General features: G+C 40.6%; 23 protein-coding genes and 2 pseudogenes. 9 read left to right on the top strand and 16 right to left on the bottom strand.

The genetic code is table 11. From position 1 onward, the window contains the following. Positions 1-2: 2 nt before the first annotated feature. The 6 genes from JCM19055_RS00425 to JCM19055_RS26020 all read left to right on the top strand — a co-directional run bounded on the left by JCM19055_RS00425 (position 3) and on the right by JCM19055_RS26020 (position 2,602). Complete coding sequence (locus JCM19055_RS00425; protein ID WP_042358091.1) at positions 3-425, top strand: cell wall hydrolase; 423 nt, start codon at positions 3-5, stop codon at positions 423-425. Positions 426-449: 24 nt separating this feature from the next. After that, positions 450-932 (top strand): spore coat protein GerQ, encoded by a 483-nt coding sequence (gene gerQ, locus JCM19055_RS00420; protein ID WP_265181607.1) that lies wholly within the window; start codon positions 450-452, stop codon positions 930-932. 134 nt (positions 933-1,066) lie between these two features. Then, positions 1,067-1,435, top strand: a complete 369-nt coding sequence (locus JCM19055_RS26035; RefSeq protein ID WP_152549668.1) for an ABC transporter transmembrane domain-containing protein — start codon at positions 1,067-1,069, stop codon at positions 1,433-1,435. Next, positions 1,389-1,670, top strand: coding sequence for an ABC transporter transmembrane domain-containing protein (locus tag JCM19055_RS26030; RefSeq protein ID WP_152549667.1), 282 nt, complete (start codon positions 1,389-1,391; stop codon positions 1,668-1,670). The genes JCM19055_RS26035 and JCM19055_RS26030 overlap by 47 nt, the downstream gene beginning before the upstream one ends. Beyond that, on the top strand, positions 1,651-2,469 hold the full coding sequence (locus JCM19055_RS26025; protein WP_370542948.1) for an ABC transporter ATP-binding protein: 819 nt from the start codon (positions 1,651-1,653) through the stop codon (positions 2,467-2,469). Before JCM19055_RS26030 ends, JCM19055_RS26025 begins: the two co-directional genes overlap by 20 nt. Then, entirely contained in the window at positions 2,453-2,602 is a 150-nt protein-coding gene (locus JCM19055_RS26020; RefSeq protein ID WP_152549700.1) for an ATP-binding cassette domain-containing protein, read from the top strand. The genes JCM19055_RS26025 and JCM19055_RS26020 overlap by 17 nt, the downstream gene beginning before the upstream one ends. An 87-nt stretch (positions 2,603-2,689) precedes the next feature. On the opposite strand, the gene JCM19055_RS24965 is transcribed toward JCM19055_RS26020, so the two are convergent. The 3 genes and pseudogenes from JCM19055_RS24965 to JCM19055_RS00405 form a co-directional block, all read right to left on the bottom strand. After that, the gene (locus tag JCM19055_RS24965; protein ID WP_081833330.1) at positions 2,690-3,166 is read right to left on the bottom strand and encodes a sigma factor-like helix-turn-helix DNA-binding protein; all 477 of its coding nucleotides are present in this window, start codon (positions 3,164-3,166) and stop codon (positions 2,690-2,692) included. A 64-nt stretch (positions 3,167-3,230) separates the two neighbouring features. Beyond that, a complete protein-coding gene (locus tag JCM19055_RS00410) occupies positions 3,231-3,413 on the bottom strand; it encodes a hypothetical protein (RefSeq protein WP_042358089.1) in 183 nt (60 codons plus the stop codon). 5 nt (positions 3,414-3,418) lie between these two features. Then, positions 3,419-3,987: pseudogene (locus JCM19055_RS00405) on the bottom strand (ATP-dependent Clp protease proteolytic subunit). Positions 3,988-4,220: 233 nt separating this feature from the next. On the opposite strand from JCM19055_RS00405, the gene JCM19055_RS00400 reads away from it, so the two are divergent. Continuing rightward, positions 4,221-4,457, top strand: coding sequence for a ferredoxin family protein (locus JCM19055_RS00400; RefSeq protein WP_042358088.1), 237 nt, complete (start codon positions 4,221-4,223; stop codon positions 4,455-4,457). A 258-nt stretch (positions 4,458-4,715) separates the two neighbouring features. Then, positions 4,716-5,294: a small multi-drug export protein gene (locus JCM19055_RS22160; protein ID WP_052365716.1), complete on the top strand. Its 579-nt coding sequence runs from the start codon at positions 4,716-4,718 to the stop codon at positions 5,292-5,294. Between the two features lie 39 nt (positions 5,295-5,333). On the opposite strand, the gene JCM19055_RS00390 is transcribed toward JCM19055_RS22160, so the two are convergent. Then, positions 5,334-5,651: a helix-turn-helix domain-containing protein gene (locus JCM19055_RS00390; protein ID WP_238554261.1), complete on the bottom strand. Its 318-nt coding sequence runs from the start codon at positions 5,649-5,651 to the stop codon at positions 5,334-5,336. A gap of 163 nt (positions 5,652-5,814) precedes the next feature. Between JCM19055_RS00390 and JCM19055_RS00385 the strand changes: the two genes are divergently transcribed. After that, complete coding sequence (locus JCM19055_RS00385; protein WP_042358086.1) at positions 5,815-6,567, top strand: STAS domain-containing protein; 753 nt, start codon at positions 5,815-5,817, stop codon at positions 6,565-6,567. A gap of 3 nt (positions 6,568-6,570) precedes the next feature. On the opposite strand, the gene JCM19055_RS00380 is transcribed toward JCM19055_RS00385, so the two are convergent. The 12 genes and pseudogenes from JCM19055_RS00380 to walK form a co-directional block, all read right to left on the bottom strand. Then, the gene (locus JCM19055_RS00380; protein ID WP_042358083.1) at positions 6,571-6,945 is read right to left on the bottom strand and encodes a DUF423 domain-containing protein; all 375 of its coding nucleotides are present in this window, start codon (positions 6,943-6,945) and stop codon (positions 6,571-6,573) included. A gap of 14 nt (positions 6,946-6,959) precedes the next feature. Further along, positions 6,960-7,250, bottom strand: a complete 291-nt coding sequence (locus JCM19055_RS00375) for a DUF5327 family protein (protein WP_042358081.1) — start codon at positions 7,248-7,250, stop codon at positions 6,960-6,962. A gap of 395 nt (positions 7,251-7,645) precedes the next feature. Further along, on the bottom strand, positions 7,646-8,671 hold the full coding sequence (locus tag JCM19055_RS00370) for an AbrB family transcriptional regulator (RefSeq protein WP_042358079.1): 1,026 nt from the start codon (positions 8,669-8,671) through the stop codon (positions 7,646-7,648). Between the two features lie 18 nt (positions 8,672-8,689). Further along, complete coding sequence (locus JCM19055_RS00365) at positions 8,690-9,364, bottom strand: uracil-DNA glycosylase (RefSeq protein WP_042358078.1); 675 nt, start codon at positions 9,362-9,364, stop codon at positions 8,690-8,692. Positions 9,365-9,396: 32 nt separating this feature from the next. After that, positions 9,397-10,203 carry a hypothetical protein gene (locus JCM19055_RS00360; RefSeq protein WP_042358076.1) on the bottom strand — a complete coding sequence of 269 codons (807 nt, stop codon included), beginning with the start codon at positions 10,201-10,203 and terminating at the stop codon, positions 9,397-9,399. Positions 10,204-10,217: 14 nt separating this feature from the next. Beyond that, entirely contained in the window at positions 10,218-10,697 is a 480-nt protein-coding gene (rlmH, locus tag JCM19055_RS00355) for a 23S rRNA (pseudouridine(1915)-N(3))-methyltransferase RlmH (protein WP_042358074.1), read from the bottom strand. Positions 10,698-10,850: 153 nt separating this feature from the next. Further along, positions 10,851-11,786, bottom strand: a complete 936-nt coding sequence (locus JCM19055_RS00350; protein WP_370542935.1) for a S1C family serine protease — start codon at positions 11,784-11,786, stop codon at positions 10,851-10,853. Between the two features lie 65 nt (positions 11,787-11,851). Continuing rightward, the gene (locus tag JCM19055_RS26015) at positions 11,852-12,073 is read right to left on the bottom strand and encodes a hypothetical protein (RefSeq protein ID WP_152549664.1); all 222 of its coding nucleotides are present in this window, start codon (positions 12,071-12,073) and stop codon (positions 11,852-11,854) included. Positions 12,074-12,296: 223 nt separating this feature from the next. Continuing rightward, a complete protein-coding gene (locus JCM19055_RS00345) occupies positions 12,297-13,094 on the bottom strand; it encodes an MBL fold metallo-hydrolase (RefSeq protein WP_042358072.1) in 798 nt (265 codons plus the stop codon). Beyond that, complete coding sequence (gene yycI, locus JCM19055_RS00340; RefSeq protein ID WP_042358070.1) at positions 13,091-13,963, bottom strand: two-component system regulatory protein YycI; 873 nt, start codon at positions 13,961-13,963, stop codon at positions 13,091-13,093. Before yycI ends, JCM19055_RS00345 begins: the two co-directional genes overlap by 4 nt. After that, positions 13,950-15,293 (bottom strand): YycH family regulatory protein, encoded by a 1,344-nt coding sequence (locus tag JCM19055_RS00335; protein WP_081833329.1) that lies wholly within the window; start codon positions 15,291-15,293, stop codon positions 13,950-13,952. The genes yycI and JCM19055_RS00335 overlap by 14 nt, the downstream gene beginning before the upstream one ends. Next, positions 15,281-17,092 (bottom strand): annotated as a pseudogene (gene walK, locus JCM19055_RS00330) (cell wall metabolism sensor histidine kinase WalK); the annotation flags it as partial. The pseudogene walK and the gene JCM19055_RS00335, both read right to left, overlap by 13 nt. Positions 17,093-17,103 lie beyond the last annotated feature (11 nt).

The raw sequence follows: 17,103 nt of genomic DNA, 5'->3' as shown, positions 1-17,103 counted from the left end.
AGATGGCAGTTATAGCTGCAACGGATGAAGATGTTCAAATCTTGGCCCGGTTAATTCGCGCAGAAGCTGAAGGTGAAGGAAAGCAAGGCATGTTAAATGCCGGAAATGTCATGGTAAATCGAGTTCGATATGATTGCTCTGACTTTACAGACGTCCGAACGATTCCACAAATGGCGTTTCAATCCCCAGGTGGCTTTGAAGCCGTTCAGAAAGGTTATTTTTACCAAAGAGCGAGGGACCAAGAGATCGAACTTGCAAGACGACTCATCCGTGGTGAGCTAATTCATCCTGGTGAACGGGCACTTTGGTTCTTCCGCCCAGACGCACCGTGTCCAGGAGAATGGTTTGGTCAGCCACTTGCTGGTCAATTTAAAGCTCACTGCTTCTACAATCCTACTTACAACGAATGCCCAAGTGTCTGGTGATTATTAATAAAGGAGTGATTGTCGTTGTTTAGAAACCCTTATTACGGTCATCCTCAGTTCATGCAACCGATGTACCCTCAACAATACTACTATCCTCAACAATACGAACAAGAAGAACGTGGTGATGACCAAGAGGAACACGCTGAACCTCAATCTTATACATTTGCGCCGCCACCAATGTATCGGACGCAACCGCAATTTAACGGAAATCAAGATGGGCAAATGCTTCCAATTGAGCAATCTTATATTGAAAATATTCTACGCCTCAATTCAGGCAAGGAAGCAACGGTTTACATGACATTTGGAAGTGGAACAAATCAGCAAGTGCAAGTGTTTGAAGGAGTCATCCAAGAAGCCGGGCGTGATCATATTATCTTGCATGATACGTCAACGGGACAGCATTATTTATTACTCATGGTTTATTTAGATTACATTGTCTTTAATGAGCCGATTGAATATGAGTATCCTTTTGGCGGGGCTAATATGGGAACCTATTCCCCTAGATAATCCGTTCATACCCAAGGTCAATCGACCTTGGGTATTTTTAACGCAATCGGTTTGTTTTGACAGGTTCAAATTCCTTTCAGTATGCTTTATAGAAGGTGAACTCGCACACAATAGCTTAAAAAGGGGCCAACGCGATGCATCAATCACAACTACATGAACAACCACCAAAACAAAGCATCCGTACGATGTTTCGCGACCTCTTGCAGCGCGTAAAACGAAGTCGATTATTTATTGTACTTGCTATTTTTGCTGTTTTTATCGTTGCAATGATTGAGTTTTTTATTCCTCAAGCGATTCAATATACAATTGACGTGATTATTCCGCAGCAGCTGGTAGATCAGTTAATTTGGGTATTCGTGCTCGTAATTCTTGCAGCCCTCATGCTCATCGGCTTTCAATTTCTCGGAAGCTTTTTAATGGCCATTGTCGGTCAACGCGCACTGTACGATTTAAGAAATGAACTATACGATCACTTACAAAACCTTGATGTTGCTTTTTTTTGACCGTAATCGCACTGGCGACTTAATGTCTCGCCTTACGAACGACGTTAACATGTTACAACAGTTACTTTCTTCAGGACTTTTAACATTACTTTCTGATCTATTCATCTTTTTGGCTATTAGTATTTATATGTTTTATGTTAATTGGCAACTTGCTTTGCTCATCTTGCTCACATTTCCTATTTTGTTTTTCGTAACGCGTTTTTTTTGCCCGTCGTATTCGAAGTGCCTTTCGTAACGTACAAGCTAGTCTTGCTGAAATCAACAACCATTTACAAGACTCTTTTTCTGGAATTCGTCTCGTCAAATCATTTGCAATGGAAAACTTTGAGAGCGAACGTTTTCAAAAACGGAATAAGATTAATCAAGAAGCGAACCTTAATGCAGCTAGGAACTTCTCTTTATTCGGTCCAATTGTAAGCTTTATTAATTACTTTGGCTTAGCTATTGTCGTTGCATTCGGTGCATGGCAAACGATTGGTGGTGAGATGACGATCGGTATGATCGCTACATTCCTCATCTACCTACGATTACTCCAAAACCCAATTCGACGTGTAAGTCGATTAATGAACACCATTCAACAAGCAGCTGCAGCATATGACCGTATTCAATCTGTTCTTTCAGAGCGACCAAAGATTGTCTCAAAACCAGATGCAGCAGCCTTAAACGTGACAAAAGGTGACATTTCATTCGATCACGTTACGTTCTCATATAACGATGACAAAGAAGCTCTAAAACAGGTGACCTTTAAGCTTGCAGGAGGGAAAACGACTGCGCTCGTCGGTAAGTCCGGCTCAGGCAAGACGACCATCACGAATTTGTTAACACGATTCTACTCACCCGATTACGGGACGATTTCGATTGATGGTACTCCGATTGATCACGTTACTTTAGAATCTTTACGTTCGCAGATCTCTGTCGTTTCCCAAGATATTTATCTAGTTAACGGGACGATTCGAGAGAACATTGCTTATGGTACACCCGAGATCGATGACCTTGCTGTAAAAAAAAGCTGCAGCGATTGCAAAAGCAGATGAATTCATTGAAGAACTAACTGAAGGCTATGATACATCCGTCGGAGAACGAGGGATTAAATTGTCTGGTGGACAAAAGCAACGGATTAGTATTGCCCGGGCAATATTAAAAAAAATCCACGAATTATTTTATTAGATGAAGCAACTTCAGCTTTAGATACGGCATCTGAGAAGGCGATTCAAGAAGGGCTCGACGACTTGTTAAGAAATCGTACGGCCTTAATTATTGCCCATCGCCTTTCAACGATTCAAAACGCGAACCACATCGTTGTCTTAGATAACGGTCAGGTCGTTGAAGAAGGAACTCATAAACAATTACTTGCTCGAAAGGGGCATTACGAAAAGCTCCATTCACTACAACATGAAGCACTAGCAACCATATAAAAAAGACCGCAAGCGATAAGCTTGGGTCTTCCTCATGAAACAGTTGTTTTATGTTTCTAACGTCTTCATTTTGGATCATCATCGTCAAGTATTGAATTCGTTTTGCCTTGTTCATTCCTACAGGGACCGGTATGCCATGGCGGTCTCGCTCATGATGAATGGCTGCTCTTGCACGACGAAGTAATGCCTTAACTGTCGTAACATTACATGCTAAAAGCTCTGCAATTTCTTGATCACGGTAACAAAGCCCTTCTTTTAGCAAATACACGACTTGTTGTTTCTTCGTAAGGGTATCAACGAGTGTTTCAGCAATCATTAACGCTTGAAATTGGGTAAACGATACAGGCTCTTCGATCGTTTGCTTAGGAGCTTTTTGATCTTTACGATACGCATCGATCCATATCGTCTTTGCAGTACGCTTTGCATATGCTTTCGTAAGTTTTTTTCGGGTTTGTAGCGATAATTTTTACGACCGCCTCTTGTGCAAGGTCTTTTCCTTCATCGCCTTTTTGAAGCGTTTGGCAATATTTTAGCAATGATTCATACGTTTCCTGCCATTCCATTGCATCTACCCTCCATAAATGTGGTCAATTAATCCATATTCCTTTGCTTCAAATGCATTCATGAAATGATCACGGTTACCACTTGTTCTTCTGTTTGACCGTTCGCTCAGCCAATTGCTTTTGAATTAACGCTCGGTGCCTTTCAATGCGTTTCGCATAGATTAACATGTCAGAAGCTTGCCCTTTCGTACCACCTGAAGGTTGATGTATCATTATTTCTGCATTCGGGAGCGCATACCTCTTTCCTTTTGCTCCCATGGCCAAGATTTGTGCTCCCATTGAAGCTGCCATACCTGTACACAGTGTCGCAACGTCTGGCTTTATGACATTCATCGTGTCAATAATCGAGAAACCTGCAGAAATTGAGCCACCTGGAGATTGGATGTATAACGAAATGTCTTTATTCTCATCTTCAGATGCTAAAAAAAAGAAGCTGGGCAACGACAGCATTCGCCATTTGATCGTGTATATCCGTACCAATAAAAATGATTCGATCTTTTAAAAGTCGGGAATAAATATCGTAGGAACGTTCGGAAGTAGCAGTTTGTTCAATCACATAAGGTATCGTTTGCATAACATTACCTCCTCGGCTAATGATTTTCTCAATTTCCTAAACGTATATCGAATGCATTACGATACGGGTGGAAAAATAAAAATATTGCAGAGCATACAAACGCCTATACGTGCGAGAATATGTTACAATACATGACAGTTACTACGCTTCCCAATATCTAGATTTTTTTAGTACATCCCCTTATACACAAAAAAAATATTTCGTTATAATGATTCTTATAGGGAGGTGAAAAAATGCCATTTGTCATTACGTCTGCCTGCAAAGAGGAGAAAAACGGTTCTTGTGTAGAAGTTTGTCCAGTCGATTGTATCGAAGAAGGAAAGGACATGTTCTACATTGACCCGGATATTTGCATAGATTGCGGAGCTTGTGAACCTGTATGTCCAGTAGAAGCGATTTACCCGGATGATGAGGTCCCAGAAGAGGAAGCTCAATATATTGAACTTAATGCTCAATATTTTAATCAGTAGCATTACTTACAAAAACGTAGCGTTGTTCAGACCGAATGGCGTCTACGTTTTTAGGGTTAATTGATATAATATTTAAATAGTTATAATCATAACTTGCTGTATTAGATTTTTTTGTACTGCCATGTTATAAAGAGAAGATAACATTTTGACTATTTTTGAGCACTTTCGATCGCACTCTTGAACTTTGTCTATCTATACCGATAATCTTAATGTGTACTATACACGTTCAATTAACTCATCAGTAGGTGATCCGAGCACGTGGAAACAATCATTTATTTTCTTATTTTGTTAATCATGGCTGCAATACCTTTCCTTGAATACATGGTGGCGATTCCTGTCGGAATTCTTTTTATGCCAATTCCAACAACGTCAGTTATTGTCGCTTCAATCATTGGAAATGTTATTACCGTCATTCTACTCATTATACTTGTAGAAAAAGTACGAGGTTGGATTAAAAGCAAAACCGAAGAACCTGAACCAACTAAAGAAGAATTAGACACAACTGTGAACACTACACAGCCTGAACATAATGACGCTTTGTACGATCCAGCTGTTGAAGCAGATCAGGCAGAAGCAGACAAAGTGGAAGAATCCTCAAGTCCATCGCGTTTTGAAAAGCAACGTGTTCGTGCAAAACGCTACTGGGATCGTTTCGGCTTAGCTGGACTATCAATCCTCGGTACGGGTTTACTCAGCAGTCACTTAACTGCTTTACTTGCGTGCTCATTCGGTGCCAATCGTGCCAAGTTATCGCTTTGGATGATTATAAGTATTGTTTTATGGTCTGTGCTTTTAGGTGGCTTAATTCATTTCGGAGTGATTACGTTCTTCGAATAACAAAAAACGCTCAAGTCTAGGACTCGAGCGTTTTTATTCTCATTCTACATTAACGCGATGATGCTTTCCCCATTGTTCCATCTCTTTTAAGAGCGGAAAAATAGAACGCCCGTACTCTGTAATCGAATACTCTACTTTTGGTGGAACAACAGCATGTTCATATCGGGATATTAACTGGTCTTCTTCTAATTCTTTTAATTGTTTAATTAACGTTTGATGATGAATCTCAGGAATACGTTTTTTAATCTCACTAAATCGCAATGAATCATCAAACAATTCAATCAAAATAATCCCTTTCCATTTCCCACATACAACTTTAAGTGTTGTTTTAATATTGTTCATTGTTTCTACTTTCAATGGTATGTTCTCCTCACCCAAAGTATATTTAAATATACTTCTTCACAATTTTACGAACAGCTTTAAAATAATAATAGGCAGGAAGTATTAATCACAACCATACTATCTCATAAACTACAAAATTTTTCCACTCACGACTGAAAAGGGGGTGGAGTGACCGCTTATGACCTTGTTACACGACCTTCTTCAACAAGAATTCAGGAAAACCAAAGCACATCGTCCACATTGTAACGTTATGGACTGCTTGGCTGCCTACATAAAGCAACTGCAATTGTATGTTGAAAAGGAACCATCCGTATTAGAGGCAGAGAAGGACATCACTTCACTTGCAAAGTACCACGTAGAGCGTCTAAAAACATTTCATCAACACACAACGTTCTATAAACGTCGCCAATCGTTGTATCGAATGATAATGGAAGCATTAGTAGGGGAGCTTGACGAGGGCTACTCGAATAAAAGTATTGATCAAACAACGATCTTTGAACAGATTGAACTGTACGAGCATACGTATGCAGAACGATATCAATTAGAATTAGATTCGTATCTCCATCATCAGAATTCAACACTACTATCGCTTAATAAAACGATTGCCGTTTGGCCAATTCAAGACCTTTATTATCAAACGGACCATAACTCTGCACTGTTCTCTGTTCTACAAGAGGCAAAGAGACGTAGAATTCACGACCTAATCATCGACTTAACGGCCGTTAATCAATTAAGTGCCGCAGCAACAAAACAATTCATTGATCGTTTAGTTACAGCACAGTTAATTGGTGTAGAGATTTGTCTTACTGGCATCTTGCCAAACGTATCAGATACGCTCGTTCTCTACGATCAAGATCACCTCGTTGATCGATTTAAAATTTTCCCAAGCCTACAAATTGCGTTGGTAGAGCTACAAAAAGGCGATGAGTAACGGTCATCGCCCTCTTAACGTTGCAATGGTCAGGCACAACCAACCGCTAATAAACGAAACACCACCAATTGGTGTAATCGCCCCAAGCCACGTCATACCCGTGAGCGCCATTACATAGAGACTGCCCGAGAATATCACGATACCAACGACTAAAAGTGAAGCTGAAACTTGAAGCAACTTCGAAGGTCCAGTCATACTGATTACGATTCCAACTACCAAAATACCTAGTGAATGAAACATATGATACTGAACACCAGTTTGATAGTTCTCTAGCATATTATCCGTAATAGAACCTTCTAAACCATGTGCGCCAAAAGCGCCTATGGCAACGGCTAGCATCGCTAAAATTGCTCCTGTAGCGATCCATTGATTTTTCATCTTTATACCCCTCATTAGAAATCTAAAAGATTTCCTTCGATTTGTTGATTGGTAGATGGTACAGACTGACTTACAGGCACTTGTGTAAATCTTGGTTGCTGCGTCTCGGTAACTTGCGGTTTTACTCCTGTAGCCTTAACATCATCATCTATTGAACTGCTTTCTTCAATAAGCTCACTGTAAACTCGTACAATGCTCGCTTGTTTTTGAATGGCCAACGAAGAAGCTCCACTTGCATGAAGGGATTGCAAGTCTTCGACAGCTTGATGTAATTTCTTAAGAATCGTTGATAATTGGACTGCCATGTCATCGCCCTTCCTTTTCTAACTTTCGTTTTCCACTTTTGTTAACTCATTATTCATCTTACCATAGATTACGACTACGTTAGAAAGTGAGGCGACACTTATGATTCTAAAAAGAGCAAACCTCGATGGTTCGCTCTTTAATTACTCGTACCTTCTTCTATTTTAGTGTATCCATAAGCTTCAATCTTCTCATAGTTTTCACTATCAATGATCCAGTAATTATTCTCCGTATCTTTAACAACTACTTCGTCTTTTTTTTAAGGCATTTTTCGCATCTTCTTCATTATCATAACGCTGAGCCATAATTTGTAAGTCATCAATGATAATCATTTAACAAACACCTCCAAGTAGTGTTTATTTTCCCCGACGTTCATGCTCATAAACCAATCTTTATGTTACGATTTCTTTAACATCCATTTAAGAAAGTGTGGCAAAACGAGTAACACAACGACCATACGAATAATGTGAAGACTGGCGACTAGTGATGGGTCCATCTTTAAAGATAATGCCGTTGAAGACATCTCTGGTGCGCCGGCTGGTACGGTACTAAGTAAACTCATCAAATAACTCATTGGTGTGAATAGATAGAAAATAAAAGCAATACAGATCGCCATGACCATATATAACCCGAGAATTTTAGCACTCGCTATGCCAATTTCACGCAATCGCTCTAACGTGGAACGTTCAAAACGAATTCCAACCATAGCACCAATCAACACTTGTCCAATGCCAGGAATATATGAAGGTAAAGCTCCGAATGTAAAGACAAACTCACTCGCTACAAACCCAATCATAATTGCATAAATCAGGGTGGCACCGGCAAAGTTAAGCCATTTCGTTAATAACATCGTAAGAATCAGAATCACACTAAAATAAAGCACATGCTGGACTTCTAAACCACTTGCTGAAGTTGTAAACGTTTCTGAAGACCCTTGCCCATAAACCATTCCAACTCCAAAGGGAATGAGTAACACGAACATCGTAATCCTCGCCGTATGAAAAGAAGCGACAATCCGCTCATCTGCTCCATAATGACTCGATAGTGCGATCACTTCTGAAGCACCACCAGGCACAGTACAGAAAAAGGCGGTCTTACGGTCTAGGCTAGTCCAACGATCTAACAGAATTCCAAATAACAATCCACCTAAGAGTGTAATGCCGAGCGTCACAATTAATGGGAGAATGTATTGATGCAGATGAAGAAATAGTTCTGGCTCCATCATCACTCCGATATTTGCACCGACAAGGATCAATGCGAATTGGAATGGCCAACCATTAAATGAGTAACTCGTAACAAACAATCCATAAACAATTCCAGTGAAGATTGCACCGAGTAACCATCCTGCTGGTATGCCAATGGCTTGGAATGTTGCACCAACAACAAACGCAATCATTAGAAATGCAATTTTATTTAACCACATACGATGCTCACACCTTTATCACTCATCCAAACACCACCGAACCGGTGATCTTCCTTGCTCTATTAAAAAAGCATTCGTTTTAGAAAAAGGACGACTCCCAAAGAAACCACGATAAGCCGCGAGAGGACTTGGATGTGTACTCATTATCTTACAGTGTCGATCGTCAATCATCGTGGCTTTTTTTTGCGCGTCTTTCCCCCACAAAAGGAACACGATCGGCTCTTCTTTCTGATTGAGTAACGAAATGATCGAATCTGTAAACTGTTCCCAACCTTTTTGACGATGGGAGTTCGCTTTCCCTTCTTCCACCGTTAATACCGTATTTAATAGCAGTACACCTTGACTTGCCCAAGCAGTTAAATCTCCATGGGCTGGAATGTTACATTGAAGATCTTCTTTAAGTTCTTTATACATATTCCGTAGCGATGGTGGAATCGCCACACTTTTTGAGACGGAAAAACTTAAACCTTGCGCTTGTCCGAACCCGTGGTATGGGTCTTGCCCGAGCAATACAACATTCGTTTGCTGATAAGAGGTCAATTCTAACGCGCGAAAAATATCTTCTCTCGGTGGAAAAATTGCTTTTTGACTATACGCTGTTTCTAAAAAGGCTTGCAACGAAGTAAAGTAAGACTTTTGAAATTCATCTTCTAGTAAATAATCCCAATCATTCCCAATTGTTACGTTTTTCATGATGTTCTCTCCCTTGTTTCACGTGAAACGACCTATGTTTTTAGTTGCAAAAACAAAAACATTAACACACCATAGAGGCGTTTCTGTTCTCTCTCTGACAGATCACGATGAAAATAAACGATATGATTTTCCATGTCACGAAACAACGTTGTATATTCATGCGGAAATCGGCCTTGATAATAGTCAGCCACAACATCACCGAATTGGTCCTCAAAACGGAAGCTCCCCGTTAAGTCTGCCTTAATTGGCAGTACTAATTGACCGTCTTCATCAAATAAATTACCGCGAATGTTAAACATCCGTAAATCGTCTTGCACGTATGTACCGATATGACTGTCTTTCTCATCTTTAATCGTTAGCGCCGACTTAATCCCCCAACCTGTCCGTTTAATCGTCATACATTTTTGATCTAGATGATCATAAATTGTATACGTCCAAGGGATAAATGTAAGTAAGTCGCTTTTAAACAAAACCGTAAACGGCCACATAAACCAAGAAATCTTACTTACTTTTGCCTTGCCTACATATTGACCTTTCTTCGTAAACAACAATAATTCCTTTATGTACGACACATTTGATTGAATGACAAGGTGATCTAAATGAATAAGGTGCTTATCCGTCTTCGCGACTTCTAGATCTTTTACTTTATTGTACTTTACATGAGATACAGGAATCATAATGGCGATTGCTAAAGTAAGAAAATAAAAGAGAAGATACTCAAACCATTCTTCTGTCGTTATTGGCCAATCCACGATGAGAAAAGTGGTAATGCTCGTTAAAAGAACGAAAGTAAAGATATAAGAGAGGTAAATTCTCCTCTTATACATCGTCTTTAACATCTGACTTTCACTCCTTACTTATGATACGGAGAACCTTTATTAATTTGCAAAGCTCGATAAATTTGTTCGGTTAACATGAGCCTCATGAGTTGATGGGGAAATGTTAACGCTGAAAACGACCATTTTAAATCTGCACGTTGTAATAGTTCCTGACTCATACCAAGTGAACCACCAATAATAAATGTAATTGCACTCGTTCCGTATGTCGGTAATGTTTCAAATCGTTCTGCAAGCTGTTCAGAACTTAACATCTTGCCTTGGCGCTCAAGTACGATGACATAGTCGCCTGCTTTAATTTTCTTTTCAATACGTTCTCCTTCTTTTTGTTTGATTTGTTCCATCTCTTTTTCACTCAACCGCTCCGGTGCTTTTTCATCTGGTACCTCAATCACTTCAAATTTCACGTCGGTACGAAGACGCTTCGAAAACTCATCAATGCCCGATTGAATGTACTTTTCTTTAATTTTCCCGACTGCTATAATGCTAACTTTCATGTTATCCACCCCTTTATCCACAGAAGTTATCCACATATTCACAGCTTCATTTTGAGTAAATGCCTAGTTTCACTCGTTATCCACTGTTCATAACTCTTTATACACAAACGAGAAAGAGGGAAATCGGTTATGATTTCCCTCTCAAATCAGACGTTACATCGTTTCCTGTTGTTCATCGAGCGTGACTGTCGTTTGCATCTGTTCACCATTACGATAGAACGTCACTTCCATTTCATCACCAATGTCCACGTCGGTATACAGGTGACGTCGTAGATCATGAGCCGCTTCAACATCTTCTCCATCCAGTGCTGTAATGACATCATATTGTTCCAACCCGGCATCTGCAGCAGGTGAGTTCGGTACGATTTCATGGATAAACACACCTGTTACAATCTCTGGTGGTAAGTTCAGTGTTTCTTGCCAGTGATAACTCGGGATTTCTTCAAGAGAACCGATGATTACTCCCATTTCAGGGCGTCTCACTTCTCCATGTTGCTCAATATCTTGAATAACAGGTAAAACAATTGTCGTTGGAATTGCAAATCCAATTCCTTCGCCTTGAGCAAGCTTCATGGAGTTAATTCCAATTACTTCACTTTGAATATTTAAGAGAGCCCCACCGCTATTACCAGGGTTAATGGCTGCATCTGTTTGCAACACTTCTGCGTTCCAATCAATTTGACCATCACCAGTGAGGTCAACAGGTACACTTCTTTCAGTCGCACTAATAATTCCTAATGTAACTGTGCGTGCAAAGCGAGGTCCCAATGGGTTCCCAATTGCAATCGCTGGCTCCCCAGCTCTTAGATTGTCTGAATTACCAAAATCAGCAACCGTATCAACGTTCTCAGCATCAATGGTCAACACTGCCAAGTCCGTCCAAATATCCGAGCCAACAAGTTCTGCAGGCACTCTTTGCCCCTCACTTAAACTTACTTCTAGTTCGTCTGAACCTTGGATGACGTGCTCGTTCGTGACAACAAATGCACGGTCTCCCTCAACCTTATAAATCACTCCTGAGCCAGTACCCGCTTCAACACCTTCTTCTTGTTGACCAGCTGCACCGCCCCAAAAACTAGTATTTTGCAAATTAAACACGCCAACAACAGCATCACTAACTGCATCAACGACATGTGTTACGTCTGTCGTAACATCTAAATCGACGGTCTCTGATTCCGATGCAAAAAAAATTGCTCATCTTCTTGTTGATTCGTTTCGGCTTCCTCTTCCGCAGCCGATCCATCAAGATTCATCATCTGACCGACACTTATTATACCAAGTACGAGTACAGCTCCAATAATGACTCCAAGAAATATCGGTTTTCTTGATTTGCTTTTACGGCCTCTTGAAGGGTAATGATCGTCGTAGAAACCCATTGTTGCTCCACCTTTCTTTCTGTGTTGACGATGAACAGAATGTTGTGAGTACCTGCCCCCCAGGATTGTCCACAACATAGTTAGGAGAAAGCGACATGTCGTTGCATAGATTTACCATTAGTTTACGAATAAAATCTCTTTTCGTCCAGTTTTTTTAGTCCAACGTCGTTGCTACAATGTTAAACTACCCACATTTCCCATCTTTCAACCATTATTGAGCCATTTATACAGTCTGCAGTGATGTAGGGTGATAAGGATCGGTATCATGAAGAAGCACACCGCCGGTTCCACACGTAACTCCTTCTTCAAGAAGCACTTGTTCTGCTGTCATTTTAGCAAGCTCTTTCATGTTATTATCTAAGCTCAAATGAGCAAGATATATATGCCTTGTTTTATCTGTAATGATGTCCGCTAATGCAAGTGCAGCATCCTCGTTTGATACGTGTCCCATATCCCCTAAAATCCGCCGCTTAACGTTCCAAGGATACCGACCCATACGTAACATGTTAATGTCGTGATTCGATTCAAATACGAGCGCATTCGCTTCTTTTAGTGTTCCTTTAATTCGATCACTTACATAACCCATATCGGTTGCCAACGCAAGCTTGCGATTATTCTCGTGAAAAACGAAGAACATCGGATCAGCTGCATCATGAGAAACTCCAAAAGTTTCAACTGTTAGATCTTGAAACGACAAATTCGAACCCGTTTCGAGGTGAAAACGTTGATCGGTTTGAACCGGTCCAATTGACGTCTCCATCGCTTTCCACGTCTTCTCATTTGCATAGATTGGTATATTGTATTTACGAGCAACAATGCCAACCCCTTTAATATGATCACTATGTTCGTGACTGACGAGAATGGCATCGACCTCTGATAATGATCGTCCGATCGTTTGGAACAACTCTTCCATCTTTTTGCCGCTTAATCCTGCATCGATTAGCAACTTGGTTCGTTCTGATTCAACGTACATTGCATTCCCAGTGCTACCACTGGCCAGAACACTAAATCTCATGTTCAATCATCCTTTTTAAGATTCATTGCTAAGTGCGTAAACGTTCCCACGATCCGCATTAACAATATAAGCCGGCGTTTCCCAATATGGAGCATTTCTTCTTCATCGCTAAACGATTGGTTACTTGCATGAATGCGATAGGCCGGAATGTATCTCGCGTACTCACCGTCAGTAATATGACTGTGATACGCGAGTTCAATACGATGAATGGTTGCGTTCCTTGTAATGACTTGTGCTTCTCGCAAAGCAAGAATCGCGTCTTCTGGTGACATAACTTCAATGTCTTCCTCATGTGGCTTGATTTCAATAAATTGTTGCTCAATAATCGTAATTTCCCCGTCATTTACCGTTACAACGAGGTGAGCATCGCCACCACTTCCATACAACGTAAGTCCTTCGTAATTCTTGAAGTAGTGAAACTCCATTTGATCACTATCACTACTCACAACTTCTCCACCAAAAACATATTCAGTTCCTTCATAGATGTTCTGGTCAATAAATTCACGGATGCTAGACAACGGACTTCCTGCGTCTAAACTGTAAGGAGAACTTAGCAATAAAATTAACTCTTGTTGATCTTCAGCGACTTGATCCACAGCTTGAAAATAATCGTTACTATTGTAGAAACTACTTACTTCTTCAAAAGGAATCACTTCGGTTTCTATGTTCAGACGAGGAAGATCACGATATTCTGGTAGTTGCGTATCAACGATAATGTTCTCAGCTTCAACAATATCCTCAAAGCTTTGTTCAAGGCTACCTTGTTCGCTTGCATAGCTTTCAAAGGATTGTTTAGCAATTAGCTGGTACGTTAAAAACGCGTTTAACAGAAAGAAGGTAACGATAAAGATCGTCTTCGTTCTACTCCAATCCATTGTAATCCCCCTCTGACTGAAAGAGCTCTACACGATGCCATGCACCAGTCGTTGTCTGCACGTACCATGCGGGTGTAAATGTAATGAGCTCTGTAACTTCTTGCTCATGGCTCATGTCGTATCCTATACGAACATCAACAATCTCATCGACATCGTAGTCCTCTGTAACTGCATCCCATACGACTTCACCTTCCGGAAGTGTTTCAGAAGCACTAAATTCCACATCAGTTCCAAGCGTATAAAGCGGTCTCGTATAGTTCGAGATCACTTGCTGATGACTTCTCGTCACTTCAATCACTCCGTGGTTGCCCGAACCGAGTACAGGAACACCGTTCTCAACAAGATGGAAACGAACCGCCTCATCTAAACTAGGGTTATTCGTCGTGAAACGATACAGTTGGTACTTATCTGTAAAACCACCGTGGGAATTGACGTAATTAAAGGCTTGTAACGTCACGTGTTCAGGGTTCTCCCTCACGGAAGCTGGAGAAGTGGCATTAATATACTCCATAAATAAATTATTCGTTACACTCATCTGTTCAGAGCTGGCAATGTAATTCTCACGATCGACCTGAATCGTCTCATCTTCAAAAAGCAATTCTTCAAACGCACTTGCAGAAATATAATTACTACCATCAATTTCATAGCTGCGACGCATAAAGTCTACTTGCTCTACTGGCAAATAAATTGGCTTTTCTAATCGACTGCCGTGTGGAGCGACCATTTCGCTATATACCGAAAATGTATCCTCATGATGATTGCTTAGTAAGTAATCATTAATAAACACATTCATATTAAGATCAACATAAGCTTCCAAGTACAATTGAGGTTGGAACGATACGAACCTGGCAACAACTTCATCTCCACTAGCAAAAAGAAGAATCCGATCAAATTCTGTTGAAAGATCGACAAGGTCTAGCTCTTCTTCTCGGCCAACAAACGACTGCAACAACTCTGCTGGAATACCAGCGGGGTAAATCAATTCAATGTAATCTTGGCCAGGATAGACATCTTCTTGATCATACACTTCATCAACAAGCACGAAATTCCATAAATCTAAGTTGTACAGATCATCAACGACTTCTTCCGTTAAATCATCTGCATTTCCGTACGTCATACGCTTCTCATCACCAACGCTATATATGAGGTTGGAAGGGCGTACAACGTCTTCAATTTGAATGGTGTCACCGATACTTTCCGTCGTGCTACTTGCTTCATCCAACTCTTCTAAATTCGGTTGGTATGTCCACAATTGCCACGTAAGTATGAGGCTCGTAGCAATCAACACAACTAGAACCAACGATTTAATTCGCTCTGTCACTCTTCCCACCTACTTTCCTCATAGATACTCGTATAAGGAAGTTGGATGGTAATCATTGTACCTTGGCGCAATTCGCTCGATACGCCGATTGTACCTCCGTGAGCTTCTACCATTTCCTTTGCGATTGCTAAGCCCAGTCCTGTTCCACCAAGGTTTCTTGCACGAGCTTTATCGACTCGATAAAAACGTTGGAAAATCTTATGTTGATTTTCTCGAGGAATTCCCATTCCTTCATCTTTTACGAAGATCGTCGCACCGTCTTCATGTAAATCGGTCCCGACAGTAATGGTTCCACCGTCTGGTGAGTATTTAATGGCATTAGAAATAATGTTGTCGATCACTTGAGTCATTTTGTCGCGATCGATTTCGATTCGCACTGGGTATGTTGGCAACTTGCGTACGAACTCAATATTCTTGTCTTTTACCATCATTTCAAAGCGATCAAGAACTTCATGCAACCAAGCAATTAAGTTGTAATGGTGTTTATTTAATCTCACATCATCACGATCCATCTTAGAAAGCTGAAGAAGGTCATTAACGAGGCGAATCATTCGCTCGGTTTCCGTTTGAGCGACACCTAAAAACCGAGGAGCCAACTCTTGATCATGTAGCGCACCGTCTTCGAGTGCCTCCATGTAGCTCTTTAATGTGGTTAGTGGTGTACGCAGTTCATGAGATACGTTCGCAACGAATTCACGTCGCTCTTGTGCAATTTTCTCTTGTTCAGTTACATCGTGAAGAACGGTAATCAACCCAGTAATCGGTCCATCCTCATGACGAATGACCGAAAAGTTCGCTTCAAGCAAATAACTTCCATCTCCATCACTGAAATCTAAGATCATTGACTCCGAGTAGTCATAGAGTTTACTTGGTGTTAAATGCTCAGATAACTTCAAGATCTCTGGAAGTGATTGACCCATTGCTTCATCGCTCGACATGCTTAATAAAATCTCTGCTTGGCGATTAAGCAAGATAATCCTTCCGAGTTCATCCGTCGCAATAACGCCATCTGTCATATGAGACAACACCGAACTAAGCTTTCTTCGTTCGCCTTCGGTCGTTGCGTTGGCCTCTTTTAAACTGAGTGTCAGTGTATTAAATGAAGTGGCTAATTTACCGATTTCGTCACTTCCATACACACGTACTTGTCGGCTAAAGTCACCTTCACTCATACGACTTGCTTGTTTTTGCATATCAAGTACTGGTCTTGTAATCGTTCGTGAAAGCAAGATACCAATAATTGCAGTAATGATAAGTGCAATGACTGCACTCCACGTAAAAATACTACTAATTTCAGTTACTTCTTCATACGTACCTTCAAGTGATGCACGAATATGAGCAATGCCGATAATCTCATCATTGTTGCCTTCTATTTTCTCAATGATGACCCTCGTTCGGTCGCCGGTATCAGGGTTTTGGAACGTTTCTGGCGCTTGCTCATAACCTGCCATCGCGCGGTAAATCTGAATGTTGTTGTTCAAACGACCTACAAGGTCAGAATCATGTGAGGTAATAATCGTGTAGTTATTGTCCACAACTTCAACAAACTCATTAATATCGCTAAACAATAAATTAACTTGATCATTCATTTCTTGACGGATTTGCAGCTGCACATCCCCATCTTCATCAGAACGTGGTTCTGTTAGAATCTCAGCTGCATTGTTCGCAAGCAAACTTGCACGATCTTCAAGATAATCATTGTAATTCTGTATCGTTTGACTCTCTAAAGTCGTCATGAAAGTCGCGCCAATAATTTGCGTTGCAATGAGAAGAAGCAACACATAAATCGCAATCAGCTTGAATTGAAACGACTTAAAAA

It is taken from the genome of Geomicrobium sp. JCM 19055 (assembly GCF_000698185.1).
Taxonomy (GTDB): Bacteria; Bacillota; Bacilli; order Bacillales; family Marinococcaceae; genus Geomicrobium_A; species Geomicrobium_A sediminis.
The sequence above is the reverse complement of the archived record's forward strand: the minus strand, read 5'-3'. Positions and strand labels throughout refer to the sequence as shown.